This is a genomic window from Bradyrhizobium sp. STM 3809 (assembly GCF_000239795.1).
Classification (GTDB): domain Bacteria; phylum Pseudomonadota; class Alphaproteobacteria; order Rhizobiales; family Xanthobacteraceae; genus Bradyrhizobium.
In genome coordinates, this window is record NZ_CAFJ01000657.1 from 1 (window position 1) to 18,358 (window position 18,358).

General features: G+C 65.5%; 24 protein-coding genes. 12 read left to right on the forward strand and 12 right to left on the reverse strand.

The annotated features are described in order from the left end of the window. The first annotated feature begins 429 nt into the window (after nucleotides 1–429). From BRAS3809_RS29110 to BRAS3809_RS29120, 3 genes are read left to right on the forward strand one after another with little or no spacing between them, the layout of a single operon-like run. Nucleotides 430–1,299, forward strand: coding sequence for an AAA family ATPase (locus BRAS3809_RS29110; protein ID WP_008965599.1), 870 nt, complete (start codon nucleotides 430–432; stop codon nucleotides 1,297–1,299). After that, on the forward strand, nucleotides 1,296–2,501 hold the full coding sequence (locus BRAS3809_RS29115; protein WP_008965600.1) for a vWA domain-containing protein: 1,206 nt from the start codon (nucleotides 1,296–1,298) through the stop codon (nucleotides 2,499–2,501). Before BRAS3809_RS29110 ends, BRAS3809_RS29115 begins: the two co-directional genes overlap by 4 nt. Before the next feature lie 27 nt (nucleotides 2,502–2,528). Further along, nucleotides 2,529–3,344 (forward strand): XdhC family protein, encoded by an 816-nt coding sequence (locus tag BRAS3809_RS29120; RefSeq protein WP_008965601.1) that lies wholly within the window; start codon nucleotides 2,529–2,531, stop codon nucleotides 3,342–3,344. A 6-nt stretch (nucleotides 3,345–3,350) separates the two neighbouring features. On the opposite strand, the gene BRAS3809_RS29125 is transcribed toward BRAS3809_RS29120, so the two are convergent. From BRAS3809_RS29125 to BRAS3809_RS29145, 5 genes are all read right to left on the reverse strand, one after another. After that, complete coding sequence (locus tag BRAS3809_RS29125) at nucleotides 3,351–4,445, reverse strand: HWE histidine kinase domain-containing protein (protein ID WP_008965602.1); 1,095 nt, start codon at nucleotides 4,443–4,445, stop codon at nucleotides 3,351–3,353. Nucleotides 4,446–4,755: 310 nt separating this feature from the next. Then, nucleotides 4,756–5,580, reverse strand: a complete 825-nt coding sequence (locus tag BRAS3809_RS29130) for a carbohydrate ABC transporter permease (RefSeq protein ID WP_008965603.1) — start codon at nucleotides 5,578–5,580, stop codon at nucleotides 4,756–4,758. Then, on the reverse strand, nucleotides 5,577–6,512 hold the full coding sequence (locus BRAS3809_RS29135; RefSeq protein WP_008965604.1) for a carbohydrate ABC transporter permease: 936 nt from the start codon (nucleotides 6,510–6,512) through the stop codon (nucleotides 5,577–5,579). Before BRAS3809_RS29135 ends, BRAS3809_RS29130 begins: the two co-directional genes overlap by 4 nt. Beyond that, on the reverse strand, nucleotides 6,509–7,828 hold the full coding sequence (locus tag BRAS3809_RS29140) for an ABC transporter substrate-binding protein (RefSeq protein WP_008965605.1): 1,320 nt from the start codon (nucleotides 7,826–7,828) through the stop codon (nucleotides 6,509–6,511). Before BRAS3809_RS29140 ends, BRAS3809_RS29135 begins: the two co-directional genes overlap by 4 nt. 137 nt (nucleotides 7,829–7,965) lie before the next feature. Then, nucleotides 7,966–9,198, reverse strand: coding sequence for a benzoate/H(+) symporter BenE family transporter (locus BRAS3809_RS29145; protein ID WP_008965606.1), 1,233 nt, complete (start codon nucleotides 9,196–9,198; stop codon nucleotides 7,966–7,968). A gap of 164 nt (nucleotides 9,199–9,362) precedes the next feature. Between BRAS3809_RS29145 and BRAS3809_RS29150 the strand changes: the two genes are divergently transcribed. Next, nucleotides 9,363–9,905, forward strand: a complete 543-nt coding sequence (locus tag BRAS3809_RS29150) for a hypothetical protein (RefSeq protein ID WP_008965607.1) — start codon at nucleotides 9,363–9,365, stop codon at nucleotides 9,903–9,905. Beyond that, a complete protein-coding gene (locus tag BRAS3809_RS35275; RefSeq protein ID WP_008965608.1) occupies nucleotides 9,865–10,275 on the forward strand; it encodes a hypothetical protein in 411 nt (136 codons plus the stop codon). The genes BRAS3809_RS29150 and BRAS3809_RS35275 overlap by 41 nt, the downstream gene beginning before the upstream one ends. A gap of 15 nt (nucleotides 10,276–10,290) precedes the next feature. On the opposite strand, the gene BRAS3809_RS29155 is transcribed toward BRAS3809_RS35275, so the two are convergent. Both BRAS3809_RS29155 and BRAS3809_RS29160 read right to left on the reverse strand, forming a co-directional pair. Continuing rightward, the gene (locus BRAS3809_RS29155) at nucleotides 10,291–10,791 is read right to left on the reverse strand and encodes a hypothetical protein (protein ID WP_008965609.1); all 501 of its coding nucleotides are present in this window, start codon (nucleotides 10,789–10,791) and stop codon (nucleotides 10,291–10,293) included. A gap of 51 nt (nucleotides 10,792–10,842) precedes the next feature. Continuing rightward, entirely contained in the window at nucleotides 10,843–11,073 is a 231-nt protein-coding gene (locus BRAS3809_RS29160) for a hypothetical protein (protein ID WP_035659295.1), read from the reverse strand. Nucleotides 11,074–11,334: 261 nt separating this feature from the next. Here BRAS3809_RS29160 and BRAS3809_RS29165 point away from each other — a divergent pair, with 261 nt between their 5' ends. From BRAS3809_RS29165 to BRAS3809_RS36875, 6 genes are all read left to right on the forward strand, one after another. Next, the gene (locus BRAS3809_RS29165; RefSeq protein WP_008965611.1) at nucleotides 11,335–11,781 is read left to right on the forward strand and encodes a nuclear transport factor 2 family protein; all 447 of its coding nucleotides are present in this window, start codon (nucleotides 11,335–11,337) and stop codon (nucleotides 11,779–11,781) included. A gap of 123 nt (nucleotides 11,782–11,904) precedes the next feature. Further along, nucleotides 11,905–12,171, forward strand: coding sequence for a hypothetical protein (locus BRAS3809_RS29170; protein WP_008965612.1), 267 nt, complete (start codon nucleotides 11,905–11,907; stop codon nucleotides 12,169–12,171). A gap of 189 nt (nucleotides 12,172–12,360) precedes the next feature. Next, a complete protein-coding gene (locus tag BRAS3809_RS29175; RefSeq protein WP_008965613.1) occupies nucleotides 12,361–12,801 on the forward strand; it encodes a nuclear transport factor 2 family protein in 441 nt (146 codons plus the stop codon). Nucleotides 12,802–12,943: 142 nt separating this feature from the next. Continuing rightward, nucleotides 12,944–13,876, forward strand: coding sequence for a hypothetical protein (locus BRAS3809_RS29180; protein ID WP_008965614.1), 933 nt, complete (start codon nucleotides 12,944–12,946; stop codon nucleotides 13,874–13,876). Nucleotides 13,877–14,028: 152 nt separating this feature from the next. After that, a complete protein-coding gene (locus BRAS3809_RS29185; RefSeq protein WP_008965615.1) occupies nucleotides 14,029–14,442 on the forward strand; it encodes a hypothetical protein in 414 nt (137 codons plus the stop codon). A gap of 156 nt (nucleotides 14,443–14,598) precedes the next feature. Next, nucleotides 14,599–14,736: a hypothetical protein gene (locus tag BRAS3809_RS36875; protein ID WP_008965616.1), complete on the forward strand. Its 138-nt coding sequence runs from the start codon at nucleotides 14,599–14,601 to the stop codon at nucleotides 14,734–14,736. A 56-nt stretch (nucleotides 14,737–14,792) separates the two neighbouring features. Here the strand turns inward: BRAS3809_RS36875 and BRAS3809_RS36880 are convergent, their stop codons facing one another. The 3 genes from BRAS3809_RS36880 to BRAS3809_RS29200 all read right to left on the reverse strand — a co-directional run bounded on the left by BRAS3809_RS36880 (nucleotide 14,793) and on the right by BRAS3809_RS29200 (nucleotide 15,983). Further along, a complete protein-coding gene (locus BRAS3809_RS36880; protein WP_170323348.1) occupies nucleotides 14,793–14,942 on the reverse strand; it encodes a hypothetical protein in 150 nt (49 codons plus the stop codon). A 109-nt stretch (nucleotides 14,943–15,051) separates the two neighbouring features. Further along, nucleotides 15,052–15,531, reverse strand: coding sequence for a MaoC family dehydratase (locus BRAS3809_RS29195; protein WP_008965618.1), 480 nt, complete (start codon nucleotides 15,529–15,531; stop codon nucleotides 15,052–15,054). Continuing rightward, complete coding sequence (locus BRAS3809_RS29200; protein WP_008965619.1) at nucleotides 15,531–15,983, reverse strand: MaoC family dehydratase; 453 nt, start codon at nucleotides 15,981–15,983, stop codon at nucleotides 15,531–15,533. Before BRAS3809_RS29200 ends, BRAS3809_RS29195 begins: the two co-directional genes overlap by 1 nt. A 221-nt stretch (nucleotides 15,984–16,204) precedes the next feature. Here BRAS3809_RS29200 and BRAS3809_RS29205 point away from each other — a divergent pair, with 221 nt between their 5' ends. Further along, entirely contained in the window at nucleotides 16,205–16,495 is a 291-nt protein-coding gene (locus tag BRAS3809_RS29205; RefSeq protein WP_035659290.1) for a DUF4282 domain-containing protein, read from the forward strand. A gap of 18 nt (nucleotides 16,496–16,513) precedes the next feature. Here the strand turns inward: BRAS3809_RS29205 and ychF are convergent, their stop codons facing one another. Further along, nucleotides 16,514–17,611 (reverse strand): redox-regulated ATPase YchF, encoded by a 1,098-nt coding sequence (ychF, locus tag BRAS3809_RS29210; RefSeq protein WP_008965621.1) that lies wholly within the window; start codon nucleotides 17,609–17,611, stop codon nucleotides 16,514–16,516. A 40-nt stretch (nucleotides 17,612–17,651) separates the two neighbouring features. Continuing rightward, complete coding sequence (gene pth, locus BRAS3809_RS29215) at nucleotides 17,652–18,257, reverse strand: aminoacyl-tRNA hydrolase (RefSeq protein ID WP_008965622.1); 606 nt, start codon at nucleotides 18,255–18,257, stop codon at nucleotides 17,652–17,654. Between the last annotated feature and the right edge of the window lie 101 nt (nucleotides 18,258–18,358).

The window sequence follows — 18,358 nt, forward strand, 5'->3', positions numbered from 1 at the left end:
AGAATCCCACCCGAGCCCCTGGATTGCTTCGCTTCGCTCGCAATGACGCGGAGAGCATAGGACGTAACGGCATCGGCAGTGCGCTCCCCTCCCCCTTGCGGGGAGGGGGCGGGGGTGGGGGTCCCCGGCGGCAGTGTCGCTCGTGCCCCACTCCATGTCCTCTTTCATGAGGTCGGGTTGCTGCATTCGGAGATACGGAGCTGTCGCGATGAACGATTCTGGCAGTTAGTTACTCCGTCATGCCCGGGCTTGTCCCGGGCATCCACGTGGTTCTCGGTGCGCTGAACGACGTGGATGGCCGGGACAAGCCCGGCCATGACGACGTGGAGACGGACGAGCGCGCCAATTCGATCCTGATCGGCGTTCCCCTCTCCCACAGGGGCGCAGGGACCGCACCGAGGTCGCGGCGATAGCGAGAAACAAACCCGCATGACAACCCGCGACGACATCGCCAAATCCCTCGCCGCCTGCGGCTACATCGCCGATGGCGAGCTGGCGACGGCCATTGCGCTGATGCAGCTATTGAAGCGGCCTCTGCTGCTCGAGGGCGAGGCCGGCGTCGGCAAGACCGAGGTGGCGAAGGCGCTGGCCGCGGTGCATGGCACCGAGCTGATCCGGCTGCAATGCTATGAGGGTCTCGACCAGAGTGCCGCGCTGTACGAGTGGAACTACCAGCGTCAGCTGCTGGCGATCGAGGCGCATCGCGGCCATGCCGAGGCGATCGAGGACCAGATCTTCTCGGAAAAATATCTGCTCGAGCGGCCGCTGCTCGCCGCCATCCGCCGCGCCACGCCGCCGGTGCTGCTGATCGACGAGATCGATCGTGCCGACGACGAGTTCGAGGCGTTTCTGCTCGAGCTGCTGTCCGATTTCCAAATCTCGATCCCCGAACTCGGCACCATCACGGCCACGAGCATCCCGCATGTGGTGCTGACCTCCAACGGCACCCGCGAGCTGTCGGACGCGTTGCGCCGGCGCTGCCTGTATCACTATGTCGATTATCCCGACGTCGACCGCGAGGCCCGCATCATCCTGGCGCGGATCGATGGAGCCTCCGCATCGCTCGCGCTGCAGATCGCACGGATGGTCGAAGGGGTGCGCAAGGAAGAGCTGCGCAAGGTGCCCGGCGTCGCCGAGACGTTGGATTGGGCCGCGGCGCTCGTCGGCCTGGACATTCGCGACATCAAGGACCAGCCGGAGGTCGTGCACGACACGCTGATCTGCCTGCTGAAAACCCACGAGGATCGCGCGCGGATCACGCGCGAGGTGTCGGCCCGGCTATTGGGGAAGGTCGCATGAGCTGCTGCGGCGCCACGCCCGACCACGAGGACATGGACGCGGTGGCGCGGCTGGTCGCCGGCCGACTCGGCGCCTTCCTGCGGACGCTGCGCGACAACGGCTTTTCGGTCGGCCTGCCGGAAGGGCAGGACGCCGCGACGGTGATGGCCGCGGGCTTTGTCGAGAAGCCGGGCCTGCTGCGCTCGTCGTTCAAGCATCTGTTCGCGGCACGCAAGAGCGAGTGGGACCGCTTCGACGGGGTGTTCGATGCGTTCTGGCTCGGCAAACGCGCGCGCGCGCGGGTGCTCGCGTCGGGCTCGCCGCAGGCCGCGAACAGTCCTTCGCTGAAGAGCCTGCAGGACGCGGGCGCAGGCCAGCGTGGTCCGCAAGGCGCGACCGATCAGATCCCATCCGAGGACGGACCGCACGACGCGGGCAGCGAGGGCACGCGCGAGGGCGCCTCGCGCGTGGAGGCGATCGGCGACACCGATTTCCGCAAGCTCGCCGATCCCGACCAGGTCGCGCTGGCGCATGAGGCGGCAGCGCGGCTCGCCAAGGCGATGCGGACACGGTTGACGCGGCGGGATCAGTTGCGTCGCAAGGGCGAGCGTCTCGATCTGCGCCGGACCATCCATCGCAACATCAGCCATGGCGGCGTGCCAGTCGCGCTGGTGCATCGCCGCCGCAAGGTGAAACCGCTGCGCCTGGTGGTGCTGCTCGACGCCTCCGGCTCGATGAGCGCCTACACCGCGGTGTTCCTCCGCTTCATCCACGGCGTGCTCGACCAGTTTCGCGAGGCCGAGGCGTTCCTGTTTCACACGCGGCTCGCCTACGTCTCCGATGCGATGAAGGAGAGGGACGCCGCGCGGGCGCTCGACCGGCTGTCGATGATGGCGCAGGGCGCCGGCGGCGGCACCCGGATCGGCGAGAGCCTGCAGACCTTCAACCGCTGGCACGCCGCGCGCGTGATTCATTCGCGCAGCTGCGTGATGATCGTCTCCGACGGCTACGACACCGGCGATCCCGACCTGCTCGGCCGCGAGATGACGCAGTTGCGCCGCCGCTGCCGCCGCATCGTCTGGCTCAATCCGATGCTCGGCTGGGACGGCTACGCGCCGGAGGCGCGCGGCATCAAGGCCGCGCTGCCGCATGTCGATCTCTATGCGCCCGCGCACACGCTGAACGCGCTGGCGGCGCTGGAGCCGTATCTGGCGAGGTTGTGAGGCCATGCCGTCAAGAGGAGCTCATCGATGACGACGTCCACGGAGATGCTCGACCTCGCCGCGCAGCTGAAGGCCAATGAGGAAAGCTTCGTGCTCGCCACCGTCGTGCGTACGGTGTCGGTGACCGCCGCCAAAGCCGGCGCCAAGGCGATCATCCGGCCCGACGGGAGCATCGTCGCCGGCTGGATCGGCGGCGGCTGCGCGCGCGGCGCGGTACTCAAGGCCGCGCGCGAGGCGCTGGCCGACGGCGTGCCGCGCATGGTTTCGGTGCAGCCGGAGAACCTGCTCGCCGAACTGGGTGTCAGAGCCGGTGAGACGAAGGAGGGCGTGCGCTTCGCCGCCAACATGTGCCCGAGCAAGGGCACCATGGACATCTTCGTCGAGCCGGTGCTGCCGCATCCCGCGCTGGTGATCCTGGGCGCCAGCCCCGTCGCGCTGGCGCTCGCCGCGCAGGCGCGGCCGCTTGGCTTTCACGTGACTCTCGCTGCGCCGGCGGCCGACCTCGTCGCCGTGCCGGACGCGGACCGGCTCGTCGACGGCTTTGCGCTGGATCAGTCGGCCGGCGGCCGGCGCTTCATCGTCGTCTCCACGCAGGGCAAGGGTGACGAAGCGGCCTTGCGCTCGGCCCTCGGCTGCGAGGCGGCTTATCACGCCTTCGTCGGCAGCCGCCGCAAGATGGACAGTCTGCGCGACAAGCTTCTCAAGGAGGGCATCGATGCCGCGCGGCTCGACGGGGTCAAGGCGCCGGCCGGGCTCGATCTCGGCGCGATCACGCCCGAGGAGATCGCGATGTCGATCCTGGCGGAGATCACCCTGACGCGCCGGCGCGGCCAGCGCGGCTGATCTCCATCACGTCGCCAGCGGCAGGTCGAATGTCACCTTGAGGCCGTCAGCAGCGAACTCGCGCGTGACGTGGCCCTTCAGCGCCGCCCCGAGGATGCGCTCGAACAACAGCGAGCCGAAGCCGTTGCGCATCGGCGGGGTGACCGGCGGCCCGCCATTCTCGTGCCAGGACAGTTTGAGCCGTTGGTCGGCATGCGTCCATTTCAGCGCCACGTGTCCTGCCTCGGACGACAACGCGCCGTACTTTACTGCGTTGGTGACCAGCTCATGCAGGCCCATCGACAGGTAGAGCGCGACGCCCGGCGCAAGCTGCACGGCGGGACCTTCGACGGCGACGCGCTCGGACTGCAGCGGCGCCAGTTCGGCCCGGACCAATTCGCTGAGCGCAATCGCCTCGCGGCCGCGGTCGAGCGCCAGCGCATGGCTGCGCGTGAGCGCAGCGATGCGGCCGCGCAGCACCTCGCCGAAATCGGCGAGCGCGGCGTCCGCCCGGACGCTGAGCGCGATCACGCTGTCGACGAGTGCCAGCGTGTTCTTGACGCGATGATTGAGCTCATGCACCAGCACGCGCTGATGCTGCTCGATGGTCCGCCGGCGCGCGTTCTCGGCGCGCAGCGCGATCTCGTCCATCACGATCTCGCTGAGCTCGGTGATCTGCGCGATGTCGTCCTCGCTCCACGGCCGCGGCTCGTGGTCGATCGCGCAGAGCGCACCGATCACCTCGCCGTTCTGCAGCTTCAGCGGTACGCCGAGATAGGCGATCACGCCGAGGATCGGGATTGCGAGATTATCCTTCACCAGCGGGTGGACGGTGGCGTCGCTGACGACCAGGGGCTCGGCCGAGGACACGACGTGCTGGCAGAACGAATGGCTGAGCGGGGTCTCGCGCAGCGAGGCCCATGGCTCGCACAGCCCGATCGAGCTCTTGAAAAACTGCCGGTCGCGGTCGACCAGCGCGATGATCGCGGCCGGCGCCTGCAGCAGTCGGGTGGTGAGGCGTGTGACGCGGTCGAAGCCGGGCTCGGGAGGCGAGTCGAGCAGCTCGGTCTGCAGCAAGGCAGTCAATCGGTCTGGCGCGGAGGCGTCGCGATCGGACGTCATGATGCTTTCGTCGGTCGGGCGTTCAGCCGTTGATGATTTGACACAACGAACCGAAGGGAGCGCCAATCCCGCCGGCGATCGTGTGTACGCGGTGTATACGGCTGGAACGAAGCCGGCACAGAAACAAGCTGGAACATTTGGAGACGTTCGTCGCCTGCGTCAAGCAGACCCGCGAATCCCGGTTCCATTCCGGTAACCAAGTGGGAGAACATGGCCTGACCAAGGCGGCCCCGACATTTCGCCGCAGCTTTGCGTGCGCGTATCGCATACCGCGCCGATTGTGGCTGTAGACGCGATGTTGGCGCGATTGTCAGCCGCCCTTGACCGCCCCTGCAGTCAATCCAGCGACGATCTGCCGTTGAGCGAACACGGTCAGCAGCAGCACTGGTAGTGTCACGATCAGCGCTGCCGCCGCCAATGGGCCCCAGCTCAGCTGATCGAACGAGATCATGTTGTATACGGCGACGGGCAGCGTCCGCGTCTCGCGTCCCGCCAGCACGATGCCGAACACGAAATTATTCCAGGAGAAGATCACCGCGAGGATGAAGGCCACGGCCAGTCCAGGCTTCGCCACCGGTAATGCCACGTGGCGGAACACCTGCCAGCGCGTGGCGCCGTCGATGCGCGCGGCTTCCTCGAGCTCGATCGGCGTGGTCTCGAAATAGCCGATCATGATCCAGATCACGATCGGCACGGTGACGACGAGGTGGATGATGATCTGCGGCCACAGCGTGCCGAGCAGGCCGAGCCACTGAAACAGCAGGAACAGCGGGATCAGGTAGGACAGGCCGGGCGTGATGCGCGCGATCAGGATCACGATCGCCGATTTGTGCGCGGCCATGCGGGCAATGCCGTAGCCGGCGGGCACGCCGACCAGCATCGCCAGAGCGGTCGCGCCCCCGGTCACCAGCAGGCTGTTCTTGAAATAGGTAAAGAAGCGGTTCGACGACAGCACGTCGGCGTAGTTCTTCCAGGCGAAATGCTCGGGCCAGAACACGGGCGGATAGGCGGCGTTGTCGACCTCGAACTTGACCGACAGCGAAATCATCCAGAGGAAGAACAGGATCGCGGGTGACACGATCAGAAAAACGCCGATCGCGACGCCAAGGCGGCCGAGGAGGGTGTTCACGCTCACGTGTCGCTCCCCAGCGCATTCCACTGCGCGCGCCGGCGGAGCACCAGCAACAAGGCGGTCAGCGCCACGATCAATGCGAAGAACACCACCGCGATCGCCGAGGCATAGCCGAGGTCGTAATAGACGAAGGCGACGCTGTAGAGATAGAGGTTGATGGTCTCCGACGCCGAGCCGGGTCCGCCCTGCGTGATCGCGAAGATGATGTCGAAGCTCTTGATCGCATCGATGGCCCGGATCATCGCGGCGATGAACAGGAACGGCATGATCAGCGGCAGCGTGATGTAGCGGAACATCTGCCAGGTCGAGGCGCCGTCGATCTGCGCGCTCTCATACGGCTCCGTCGGCAGCGAGGCGATGCCGCCGAGCACGATCAGCATGACCAGCGGCGTCCACTGCCAGGTCTCGACGAGCACAAGCGACGGGATCACCGTGCCGGGGTGAAAGACCCAGAGCTGCGGCGGCAGGCCGACCAGCGACAGCAGGTAGTTCAAGATGCCAAGCTGCGGGTGGAACATCATCGTCCATACCAGCGCGATCGCCACCGGCGTCGCCATCATCGGCATGATGAACAGCGCGCGCAGAAGTCCGCGGCCCGGAAAACGGGCATGGAACAGCACCGCAGCGAACGTGCCGAGCACCAGCGGCAGCAGCACCGACAGCGCCGTGTAGGACAGCGTGTGCCCGACCGCCTCGACGAAGCGCGGATCGGCCGGCAGCCGCAGATAGTTCGATAGCCCGACGAAGGTCGTTGGCGCGCCGACCTTCCACTCCTGGAAGCTCATCCAGATCGTGAACAGCCAGGGAAAGATGATCACCGCAAGCACGGTGACCAGCGCCGGCACCACGAACGGCCAATAGGACGGCGGCCGCAACATACGCTCCGGCGCAGCAGCCTCGGCTGCCGCGCCAGCCTGTTCGACGATCGTGCTCACGCTTTTTCGCTGCGCTCCAGGATCGGGCGGAACTGCTCGTGCGCCTTCTTCAGTTCGGTCGCGGGATCGGCGCCGGAGAGCGTGGCCGTCAGCGCCGCGCCGACGATGTCGCGGAATTCGGCGACCGGGATGATGACGGGCAGGCCGAGCTTCGAGATCTTACCGGAGTCGATCGCCGACTGCAGCCATTCCTTCGGCATCTTCACGCCGCTCTGGATCCCGGCATCGTTGAGCACGGAGTTGCGGAACGGCACGCCGCCGCCGGCCTGCACCAGGCGCGCGCCCTGCGGCTTCGACACCAGCCACTGGCAGAGCAGCCAGGCGGCCTCCTTGTTCTTGCTTGCCGCGGCGATGCCGATACCGTCGCCATAGGTCGCCGAGTACTGGCCCTTGGGGCCGGCGGGCACCACGGTGTAGCCGACCTTGCCGACGATGCGCGAGGCGTTGGGGTCTTCCAGCGGCGGCGCCCAGCCGACGCCGTCGATCCACATCGCCGAGCGTCCTTGCGTGAACGAGGCCATCGACTCCATCCAGTTGAAGCCGGCGACGCCGGGCGGCGCGCAGGTCGTCAAGAGCTTCTGGTAGAGCTTCGTGGCCTCGACCGCTTCCGGGCCATCGGTCAGGATGTTGCCCTTGGCGTCGAGGAACTCGCCGCCATAGTTCAGGAAGAAGTTCGTCCACAACGTCATGTTGGCGTTGCGCAGGCCGCGGCCGACAAAACCGAAGGTGCCGTCCTTGGCATCGGTGAGCTTCTGCGCCGCCGTGACCATCTCGTCGAGCGTCTTCGGCACCTCGACGCCCTTCTTCGCAAACAGCTCCTTGTTGTAGTAGAGGATGAAGTAGTCCAACGACCATGGCAGCGAGAACATGCGGCCTTTGTCGTTGCTGGCGTAAGTCAGCCCGGCGGCAGAGAAATCGCTGGGAACGAGGTCCGGCGCGGTGAGGTTCGGATCCTTCATCATGTCCGTGATGTCGGCGAGCCAGCCGGCCTTCTCGAACTGCCGCTTCTGCACGTGATAGCTGAGATGGACGACGTCGAAGCTCGGCTTGCCCGACGACAGCTCGATCACGACCTTCTGCCGCTGCTGCTGCTCGGGAATCTGCTCGGACTCGACCTCGATGCCGGTCAGCGCAGTGAATTCCTTGATGTTCTTCTGCAGATTGTCGCCGCGCGGTCCCTTCGCCAGGATCACCTCGAGCTTGGTGCCGGCATACTTCTTCCACTGCGGCTCCGACCAGGCGGGCTGGCCCGTGAGCGCCAACGCGCCCACTGCTGCCGTACCCGCAAGCATGTTGCGGCGCGTGATCGCAGTCATTCCTATCCTCCCCAAATCCTTGTCGAGATCATTCTTGTTTGGTCTCGAAGTGTAGCGCGATTGAGCGGCGCTGCAACAGCACGTTGCCGCTTGGTCCGCGATAGCGACAACAGGGCGTGCTGCGGTGCGATAATTCGCTACGCTTTCGACGCGCCGGTGAAGTCGGCACGCTCGAGCAGCGAGGAGATCGCAACTCCCGCGACGAGGCCCCAGAACGCCGCGCCGATATTGAGCAACGGCATGTCGGCCACGGTGACGAGGAAAGCGATGAGCGCGCCAAGCGAGAAGTTCGTCTTGAACGCGGTCACAAACGCCGTCTGCAGCACGCGCAGCATGGCGAGGCCTGCCAGCGCCGTGATCAGCGCCTTGGGCGCGATCAGCAGCAGGGCCGTGAAGGTCGGCGCGAGCAGGCCGAAGCCGAGCGCCAGCACGCCGACCGCCATCGCCGCGGTGTAGTGACGCTTGCGCTCGCCGCCGGACACGACGATGGCGTTGGTCGGGCCGGTGAGGCAGGTCGAGACGCCACCGACGATCGCCGCCAGCGCCGAGCCGATTCCGCAGGCGAGGGTGACGAGATTGACCGGCGGCTTGTGCCCGGCAGCGGTCAGCACCGCGAAGCCCTGGCCGTTCTGCACCACCAGCACGGTGACCGCGAGCGGCACGACGAGCTCGATCATCGCGGGAAGTGACCATGACGGCATCGGGATCACCGGATGGATCAGCGCGATCTGCAGCGAGGCGCTCTGATCGTACCTGCCGAGCAGGATCGCCGCGATCGTGCCGATGACGAGCGCGCCGATGATCGGCGGGCAGCGCCGGCCCAGCGCCGGCAACGCGGTCAGGATCAGCCAGACCGCGACCATCGGGCCGGCGATCGCGAATTCGCCGAGCACGGCGCGCACCAAATCGAGTCCAAACCTCAGGAACACGCCGGCGACCATCCCCATCACGATCGGCATCGGCACCAGCTGCATCGCGCGCTTGACCCAGCCGGAGAGCCCGAGAACAACCATCAGCAGCGCCGTGCCATAGAATGCGCCGACCACCTGCGCGAAGCTGAGATGAGTCAGCGACTGCCCGACGAGTACGGTGCCGGGGATGGTCCAGAACAGCACCAGCGGCTCGCGATACCGCCACGACAGCACGAGCGTGATCAGGCCGTTGATGAAGAACACGCCGAAGATCCACGACGCGATCTCGGCCTGCGACAGGCGGCCATTGGCGCCGACAGACAGGATGATGGCGACCGGCCCCGTGATCGCGAACAGCCAGCCGACGAAGCCGTGCGAGGCGTAGAGCGGGCCGAAATCAGCCGTGATCTGGCCGAGGCCGGGCGATGGGCCGGCGGGGCGTTCGATGGCGCGGAACATGGAGGGCAGGCTCGGGCAGGTCTTGTTGTTGTTCTTGACGTTTCCGAGCCTTGTTGTGGCGGAAGCGCGGCGGCGGTGCAAGGTGGATTGCGACGTCCTCGCATTGCCGGAACACGGAAGCCGTCCGATTGGCGCCGGCGGCTCATTCGGTATGATGATCGGCCATGAACTGGTTCAGAAGACGCGCTCTCCGCAACGCCTTTGGTGCCTTCATGTCGGAGGAGGCCCTGCGCACCCTCGAACGAGACGAGGTGTCGATGCCGCCCCTCGCCAAGGCGAAGCTCTGCCACGTGTTGCTTCACGTCCGCGACGATTCGGCCGACACTCTTTCTGCGAATGTCGCCGACGCGATCGAGCGCCTGGCGCGCGAAGGCGCCATGATCGACAGCGTGCTGTCGTCGCTGATATCAGCTGTTTTCCTGATGAATCCAACCACCGGGCTCGATGAGGTCGCGGGACATTTGGCCAGCTCGGGCCGAACGTCAGGGCCGTCTATCAGATCGGTGAGCATCCGCGCGGACTATTCGGATCGCACGCCCGCTTTACGGATGGCACTCTCGTCCCGAATATGGGGCCGGCGCTGGAGCGGCTGCTGCACCTTGAGTTCGGGACGGTCGCACAGCTTGGCGATGCGGACGCGAACTGACTGTCAAGCCGAGGGACCGAATGACGAGCCAAGGGTTTCTGCGCGAGTTCATCTCTCCTGACGGTGCAGCGGCCATTGTGGTCGAGGATGACGGCAGGGTGGCCTATGGCTATTGGCTGGACGCCAAGGGATCCATTGGTGGTGACGTCTGGCTCTACAATCGCGGCCCCGCTCCCGAGCAGCCAGAATGGACGAATCGGGAAGGCGCGCCTTATGCCAATCCGGCAGCCTTCGTCGACGAAGCCGTGGCGTTCTCACGTCCGAGTTCGGCCGCTTGTCTGACTGTCGAATGGCGTGGGCAGGGATCGGGACAGATCGGCGAGATTTTCGTCGCCGGAGTGTTGCTGGCGAGGTTGACGAATGGCAGCAAGCCGGGATGGTCGCGATTGGCGGCCAAGGATGGACCATTGGCGTTGCGCCTAACGGAGTAGGTCTCGGAGCCGACCTCAGCCCATCGCGAGCACCGCGATCGACAGCACGGCCAGCATCACCGTCGAGCTCAGCAATTGGAGCGAGCCGTTCGACTGCGTGCGCCAGTGCAGCACCTTGTCGGTGAAGCCCAGGGTGGGATCGTAGAATTCCGCGGCATAGGCCTGCTTCAGCACACGCGGATAGCGCGGGCCGGCGGCCGAGGTCATGAGGACGTGGATGATGGTTGCGCTCGCGATGAAGCCAAACAGGCCGGGCCGTACCGCGGTGCTGTGCGCGAGCTTGAGAAGCAACGCAGCGCCTGCATAGGTCGGAATGGCCTGGAGCAGCGCCGTGAGCGCCATGCCTTCGAGCAGATTGAGAAACGACGCCTTCGGTGCAGGCGAACCGGGTGCAGACCGGTCTTGAGATGATGCGGCGAGCATGGACGGATCCATCCGGTGGCGGAGGGCCCGCGATCCGGGCCCGACCGTCTCCGTGTCGCCGATTTGCGCCGCGATCACCGTGATGCGCGTCACGCAGGCGATGCCGCTACGACTGCCGCAACGACACAGCCGGGGAGCCGACGACTACATCTTGCCCTGGTTGTTCACCTGGCTCTGCTGGTCGCGGCGCTCCTGCTCTTTGGCGTGATGACGGCCGTACAGGCAGCCGGCGGCCGCGCCGAGCACACCGTGATGGCCGGCGTAATGGCCGGCGACGCCGCCGACGATGGCGCCCTTGATGCATCCCTTGGCTTCGGCGGCTTGCGTGGAGAGCAGGGCTATCGCTGCAACGGACAAGGCAAACAGGGTCTTCATGATGATGCTCCGCATGAATGTTGCTCTTTAACGGCCGGCCTGCAGCGTGGTTCCGCACCGCCGCTCGACTTCGGGCACGAACCTTTTTGCGGCGGCGGTGACCTACTCGAGAGACCGGGTCGGCTCCACCGGCCGTCGCCAAGCTTTGATTCACCGTGCCGGCGCATTCTCCCTGCGGGCGGTCTGACAGGTGATTGACGATCGATGACGGGTCTCTTCAGAACCACCGGTGTAAACCGGAATCCCGTCAGTGGAGACAGGATGATCGAGCACATCAACAAGCAGCGCGTGCGCAAGATGCTCGAAGCGCATGCTGCCGGGGATTTCGACTCGGTGCTGGCCCATTGCACCGACGACGTCGAACACTTCGCCTCGGCCCCGATCGATATCTTCCCCCACCTCGGCCGGCGCCGCGGCAAGGACGAGGTGCGGCAGATGTGGGAGGCCGCGCGCAGCCGCTATGCCGACGTCCGGCACGAGATCAAGACTCTGATCTGCGAAGGCGATCAGGTCGCTGCGGACCTCCGCATCTTCCTGCGCAAGCGCGACAACGACCGCATCGTGCAGTACGATCTCGCCGCCTTCTACACGTTGCGCGACGGCCGCATCAGCCGTATCCGCGAGATCATGGACACGTTCGACCTGGTGCAGCAGGTGCTGGAATGCGATCTCAGCCGATTGCTGATCGCTGAGACGGCTCGCGCCTGAACCTGCGGCGGCGGCGCGCGCCCCGCGCCCGATCACGGAAACGTCACCAGCGCCGACGCCCCAGCGTTGAACCTCGCGGGTGCGCCCCGAACCCATCTGCGGGTGACATACGGGGCACTGGGCATGAGAATAGCATTTCTGGCGATCGCTGGGCTCGTGATGGGCGTCGTCGGCGGCGCGACGATCGGCATTGGGCTTGGCCTCGCATGGATCGAAATGTTCAACACCAGCGAGTTCGAAGGCTATGCCGGGATGCTCGTGTTCTTCACCTTCATGCCGCTCGGGGCTCTCGTCGGCGGCCTCGCCGGTGCGACGCTGTTCGGCATGGCGGCGTTCCGCGAGCAGGAGGTTGCCATCGCCCGTCAGCGGATGCCCTACGAGCCGCATTAGGCCGGTGGAACCGAGCCACGCTGCGAATCCGCGCATTTGTGCAATGCAAAAACAACCGTTGCGCGTGCCTGTCATCAGCGTATCGATGGCGCTCAGAGAGTTGGATTCGGCGCACCGCGCGACGTCATTGACGAGATCGCCCGACGGCCGGCGCGCCGCCTTGCAAGCCAGATCAGGATCACCGCAAAGATGACGGAGCACAGCCTCTGGCGTCTGTCGCGCGCGTTGCATCGCGCGATCAATGACCGCCATTTCGACGCGCTCGCCGCGCTTCTCGACGACGACATCGACTGGGCCATCTATGGTCCGATCGACATGTTTCCCTTTCTCGGCGCCCGCCTCGGCAAGGAGGCGGTGCTCGATTCCGTCAGGCAGATCGCGAACAACGTCCACATTCGCAAGCTGGAGCGCGAAACGCTGATGCTGGACGAGAGCGCCGCGGCCACGATGGTTCGCTGTGCCATGACGACGCAGGAATCGGAGAAGCCGATCACGGCCCGGCTCGCGCAGTTCATGCAATTCCGTGCCGGCAAGCTGGCAAGGCTGCGCATCCTGATCGACACGTTTGATCTGGTCGAACAGACGCTGGGCCACCCGATCGATTTGCCTCGGTTCGGCAGCCTGGCATAGGCTTCGGCGGACCCCAACTGGTGCGGTGAGTTGCAGTGGTGATCACCCGCAACCCAGCACATCGTGACTGACACGGTCATAATTTTGCGCCAAGATTCCACCATATTCCGGCGGACAGGTTCGGGCGGCGGGGGTTGCTCTCATGACATCGTATGGTTGCGTGCTGGCTTTCTTCACGGCCGGTCTAGGGCTTGCTGTGTCCGCCGCACAGGGGCAGACGCTGATCCAGGCGCCGCAACCGATGCAGATCGCCCCCTGGCAGCAGATCGCGCCGTCGCAGCAGGCCGATGAGGAGGATCCTGAGGAGCAGGTCGCCGCGGCCGATCCGATGCAGGGCGTCGATGTCGACAAGCTCGATTGGAGCCAACTCGCGATCGACGAGATGACCTTTCTCGATCGTCCCGAGGCCGCCGCCGCGGCGAAGCGTAAGGCGGCTGCCGAGAAGGCGGCCGCGCTCGACTGGTCGAACCAGAACAAGGGCAACCTCGCCTCGGGCGTCTCCGTCAAGCAGTCGGTCTCGCCGTTCTGGGATGCACGCGTCGGTGCCGATATGACGGTCGCGCGGCAACCCACGACGATGTCGGAATTGCTGGCAGAGAAGGCCGAGAACGGTGGCAGCACCCCGCAGTCCGGCGGCTCGGCCTGGGCCGCGGTCACCGCGCCGGGGGCCGGTTCGATCTGGGACAAGACCGCCATCGAGGCGCGCGTCGATCCCGGCTCGGACCAGGGACGGCTCGGTACGACGATCACCAAGGCGGTGCCGATCGATCACTACAATCTGACCCTGCAGAACGGCTACAACGTCACGCAGCAGGGCATGGTGCCGATCCCTGGCGCCGCGCCAAAGACGAGTCGCAGCTTCGATACCGAGCAATCCGCTCGGCTCTCGATTGGCGACACGGGCACCAGCGTCACGGCTGGCCAGACCTTGTCGTCGAACGACGACAAATGGCTGCGCAAGGTCGGCGCCGAGCAGAAGCTGACAGATGGACTCACGGTGTCGGGCTCGGTCAGCGAGACTGCGCAGGGCAGCACCAGCAAGAGCATTTCCGCCGGCTTTAAGCGCAGCTGGTAAGGTTAACGAATTGTGGCTGCCCGCCACGAATGATCGAACCCTCGCCGCAGCTTCGCCGCGTTGCGGCCTAATTTGGCCGCACTGATAGGCTTTGAGAATTTCGTCGTGCGGGGACACCGCGCTCGCTTGTATGCGAACTGAGGAAATAGCCGATGAATGTCATTCGTCCGGACAAGATCGATGGAACTGAAGCCGAGCTGGATACGGATCTCGCTGCGGTCTCAGAAGTCGAGGCCGGCATTCGTGATTTCGTGCGTAATGATATCGCCTATCTGCGTCGCCCGAATGCCGCTGCGACGGCCGAAGCCGCCATCGACGCGGATGCGGCGGTCAACAGCGTCACCTCGCTGATCCAGCGCGTGGCCGGCACCTCGCTGTCGGAGATCGAGAACCTGATCGGGGAGCTCGAGAGCCTGCGGGAGCTGCTGCATGCCGAGGGCCAGCGGGTGCAGCGCGAGATCGCGAGCTACGCCCAGCTCAGCCAGGCTGCGATGAAGTCGACCCGGGCCATCGCCGAGAACGTGACCCAGTGGAAGCGCGCCGCCGACGGTCTGCGCAGCAGCTGATCGTTCCTGTCGGTCTTCACGGCAAAACGTCACGCGAGCGATCGCGTGGCGTTTTTCTTGTTTGCGACGGGATATGATTGAACGTCATGTGACGGTCCTGCGTCCAAAACGTGCCCATGCGGTTTGCGGGCACGCTGCGTCTCGGGGGATCATCTCATGGAAACAATTCGGCCGGGCAACACCGATCCGATCCCGTTGCAGCCTCGGCCGCAGGCGATCGGGACCATCCTGGTCCGCTTCGTCGGTTTGCTGCTGGTAGCGGTGGCGGTCATGGTGCTCATCTGGAGCCGCTAGACCGCCTGTAGGAAGCGACGCTCGCTGCGCGCCGCGGTTAACGACTGCTTAATCGATCACTCGTTGACCGACGCTGACGTCTCGAGCGAGTACGAGCCGTCGGCATAGCCCTTCACGACCATTCCCGTCGCGAGCATCACCGCAAGCGTCACGCTGGCAAAGATAAAGCCGAGGAGTTTCAGACCACCGCGATCTGCCATACTCATCCCCCACATCCTGATCCCTGGTTGGCTGTCTTATAGAGTCCGGGTTCAGAATGCGTTAGCGCGAAGTTGGTTCCGGCCAGACAATCCTGGGCGACGTGACCTTTTCGCCTCAACCGGTGTGTCGTCGTGGCACAAACACCGATGCGAGCAAGGAGTACACCAGCTCGCCGCGTTGATTATGGCCGGTATTGCGCGCTTGCAGGATGCCCCATTGCGGGCGCGAGGCGGAGGCGCGGAGCGAATCAATCTCACTGGAGAAGGTGATCGTATCGCCTGCAAGCACCGGCTTGATCCAGCGCAGCTCCCGGAATCCCGGCGACGGTCCGCCGAGCACCACCGTCTCGCCGCGCGCGCGGGCGAGCTCGGCAAGCCGCTGATTGTCGGCGACGATCAGCTTCATGCAGACCGAGCCGACATGCCAGCCCGAGGCGGCAAGCCCGCCGAACAGCGAGTTGCGGCCTTCCTCCTCGTCCAGATGAAAACGCTGCGGATCGAATTGCCGGGCGAAGCGTTTGATCTCTTCCGCCGTGAACGTGTAGGAGCCGAGCTCGCGGCGCTGGCCGACCTGAAGGTCCTCGAAGAAGCGCATCAGCCCGCCTCCCCACGGCGCTCGACGATGATCGGAGAGACCATCTCGCAGAGACGCTCACCGGCCTCGTTGCGCACGCTGCACTTGAACGTGACGATCCCCGTCGAAGGCCGGCTGCGCGAGACGCGGGCTTCCACCACCTCGACGTCGAGCATCAGCGCGTCATCCGGCCGCAGCGGCGACAGCCAGCGCACCTCGTTGACACCGGGCGAGCCGAGCGAGGCGGTGCGGCCGATGAAGCCGTCGAACATCATGCGCATCATCACCGAGCAGAGATGCCAGCCCGAGCCCGACAGGCCCTTGAGCATCGACTCCTTGGCCGCGTCTTCATCGATATGCATCGGCTGCGGATCGAACTCAGAGGCGAACGCAATGATCTCGTCGCGGGTGACGTGGCGGGGGCCGAAGCTGCCGAAAGGGCCGGGGGGAAAATCTTCGAAGGTGAGGGTCATGGGGCGTGAATGGCTGAAAGAAGCCTGATTGTGGCCGCACTTTGCAGCAATCACAACCGGACCGCTCGCATGGCTGACGTCCGATCCGGTCGCACGAGAGCGCCAGAGGGCGCCGGATACCGCGATCGATGGCTGCCGCCGTCGATGTCGTCTGGTGCTGGATTCACACAGGACTTAAAGACGGATCTGCGCTGCGATTCGGACTTTGCTGGGGGATCAGAATGTTGGAATTTCGCGATTTGTTCCAGTGGGACCGCTTCATCACGCCCACCATCATCAAGACGTTCTACTGGCTCGTGATTGCCCTCATCATCCTCTGGGGAATCCGCGGCATCTTCACGGGCCTTGCCGAGATGGCGATCAGTCCGTTCGGCGGCTTCCTGCTCCTGCTGTCCTCGCTCGCCGGCATCATCGTCGGCATGGTGTTCTCGCGCATCATCGCCGAGTTCGTGCTGATCGTCTTCCGCATCAACGAGCATCTCGGCGCGATCCGCGAGCAGGGGCGGATGTAGTCCGCTCCCGCGGAGCCGTCAGTTGTTGAAGCGGAAGTGCATCACGTCGCCGTCGGCGACGACATATTCCTTGCCCTCGAGCCGCAGCTTGCCGCCCTCGCGGGCACCCGCTTCACCGCCGAGCGCGACGTAGTCGGCATAGGCGATGGTCTCGGCGCGAATGAAGCCCTTCTCGAAATCGGTGTGGATGACGCCCGCCGCCGCCGGCGCCTTGGTGCCGCGATGGATCGTCCAGGCGCGCGCTTCCTTCGGGCCGACGGTGAAGTAGGTGATCAGGTCGAGCAGCTGATAGCCGGCGCGGATCAGGCGGTCGAGGCCGGCCTCTTCGAGCCCGAGGGTCTCCAGAAAGTCCACGCGCTCCTCGCGTGACAGGGTCGCGATCTCGGACTCGATCTTGGCGGAGATCACCACGGCGATCGCGCCTTCCTCCTTGGCGCGGGCGAACACCGCCTGCGAGAAGCTGTTGCCGTCCTTGGCCGAGCCTTCCTCGACGTTGCACACGTAGAGCACCGGCTTCGAGCTCAAGAGGCCGAGCATGCCGAAGGCGCGCTCCTCCTCCGGCTTGCGCTCCAGCAGCCGCGCCGGCTTGCCGTCGCGCAGCAGCACCAGCGCGCGGCTGACGAGATCGTGCTGCTCCTTGGCGTCCTTGTCGCCGCCCTTGGCCTTCTTGGCGAGGTTGTCGACGCGCTTCTCCAGGCTGTCGAGGTCGGCGAGCATCAGCTCGGTCTCGATCGTCTCGATGTCGGCGAGCGGAGCGATCTTGCCCTCGACATGGGTGATGTCGGAATCCTCGAAGCAGCGCACGACATGCGCGATCGCATCGACCTCGCGGATGTTGGCGAGGAACTGGTTGCCGAGGCCTTCACCCTTGGAGGCGCCGCGCACCAGGCCCGCGATGTCGACGAAGGTCAGCCGCGTCGGAATGATCTGGCCAGACTTGGCGATCGCCGCGAGCTTTTCCAGCCGCGGATCGGGCACGGCGACCTCGCCGACATTCGGCTCGATGGTGCAGAACGGATAGTTCGCCGCCTGTGCCGCCGCCGTCTCCGTCAGCGCGTTGAACAGTGTCGACTTGCCGACGTTGGGCAATCCGACAATCCCGCATTTAAATCCCATGATCCGTCTCGCATCCTCTTGGGCCAAGTCCCGATCCGCCTCACGCGGCGCCAGGATCGCCCTTGTCCAGAAAACCTTTGGCCTGCAGCGCCAGATGTACCTTGTTGGCGAAGGTGGAATCGCGCTTGCCGGTCAGCAGATCCGCATTGTCCGCCACCGCCTCGCACAGCGCCTCGACCCAGGGCATCTCGCTCTTGGCGAAGTCCGACAGCACGTGGCCGTGCACCAGCTCCTTGACGCCGGGATGGCCGATGCCGAGGCGGACGCGGCGGTAGTCGTTGCCGAGATGCGCCGAGATCGAGCGCAGCCCGTTATGCCCCGCAATGCCGCCGCCGACCTTTACGCGCAGCTTGCCGGGTTGAAGCTCGAGCTCGTCCTGAAAGACCGTGACGTCGCCGACGCCGAGCTTGAAGAAGCCGGCGGCTTCCTGCACGGCGCGGCCGGATTCGTTCATGTAGGTGGTGGGCTTCAGCAGGATGACGCGCTCGCTGTCGAGCGTGCCTTCGGCGGTCTCGCCCTGAAACCGGCGGCGCCACGGCGAGAAGCGGTGACGCCGGGCGATCTCGTCCACGGCCATGAAACCGATATTGTGCCGGTTGCGCGCATATTTCGCGCCGGGATTGCCGAGACCGACGAACAGCAGCATGGCGCGGGACCGGGACCTGCCGTCGCTGCGGAGCGCGCAGGACCAGCCCGCGCGCGCCGCAAGCGGATCGGCTTACTTCTTCTTTTCGGGCGCCTTGGCCG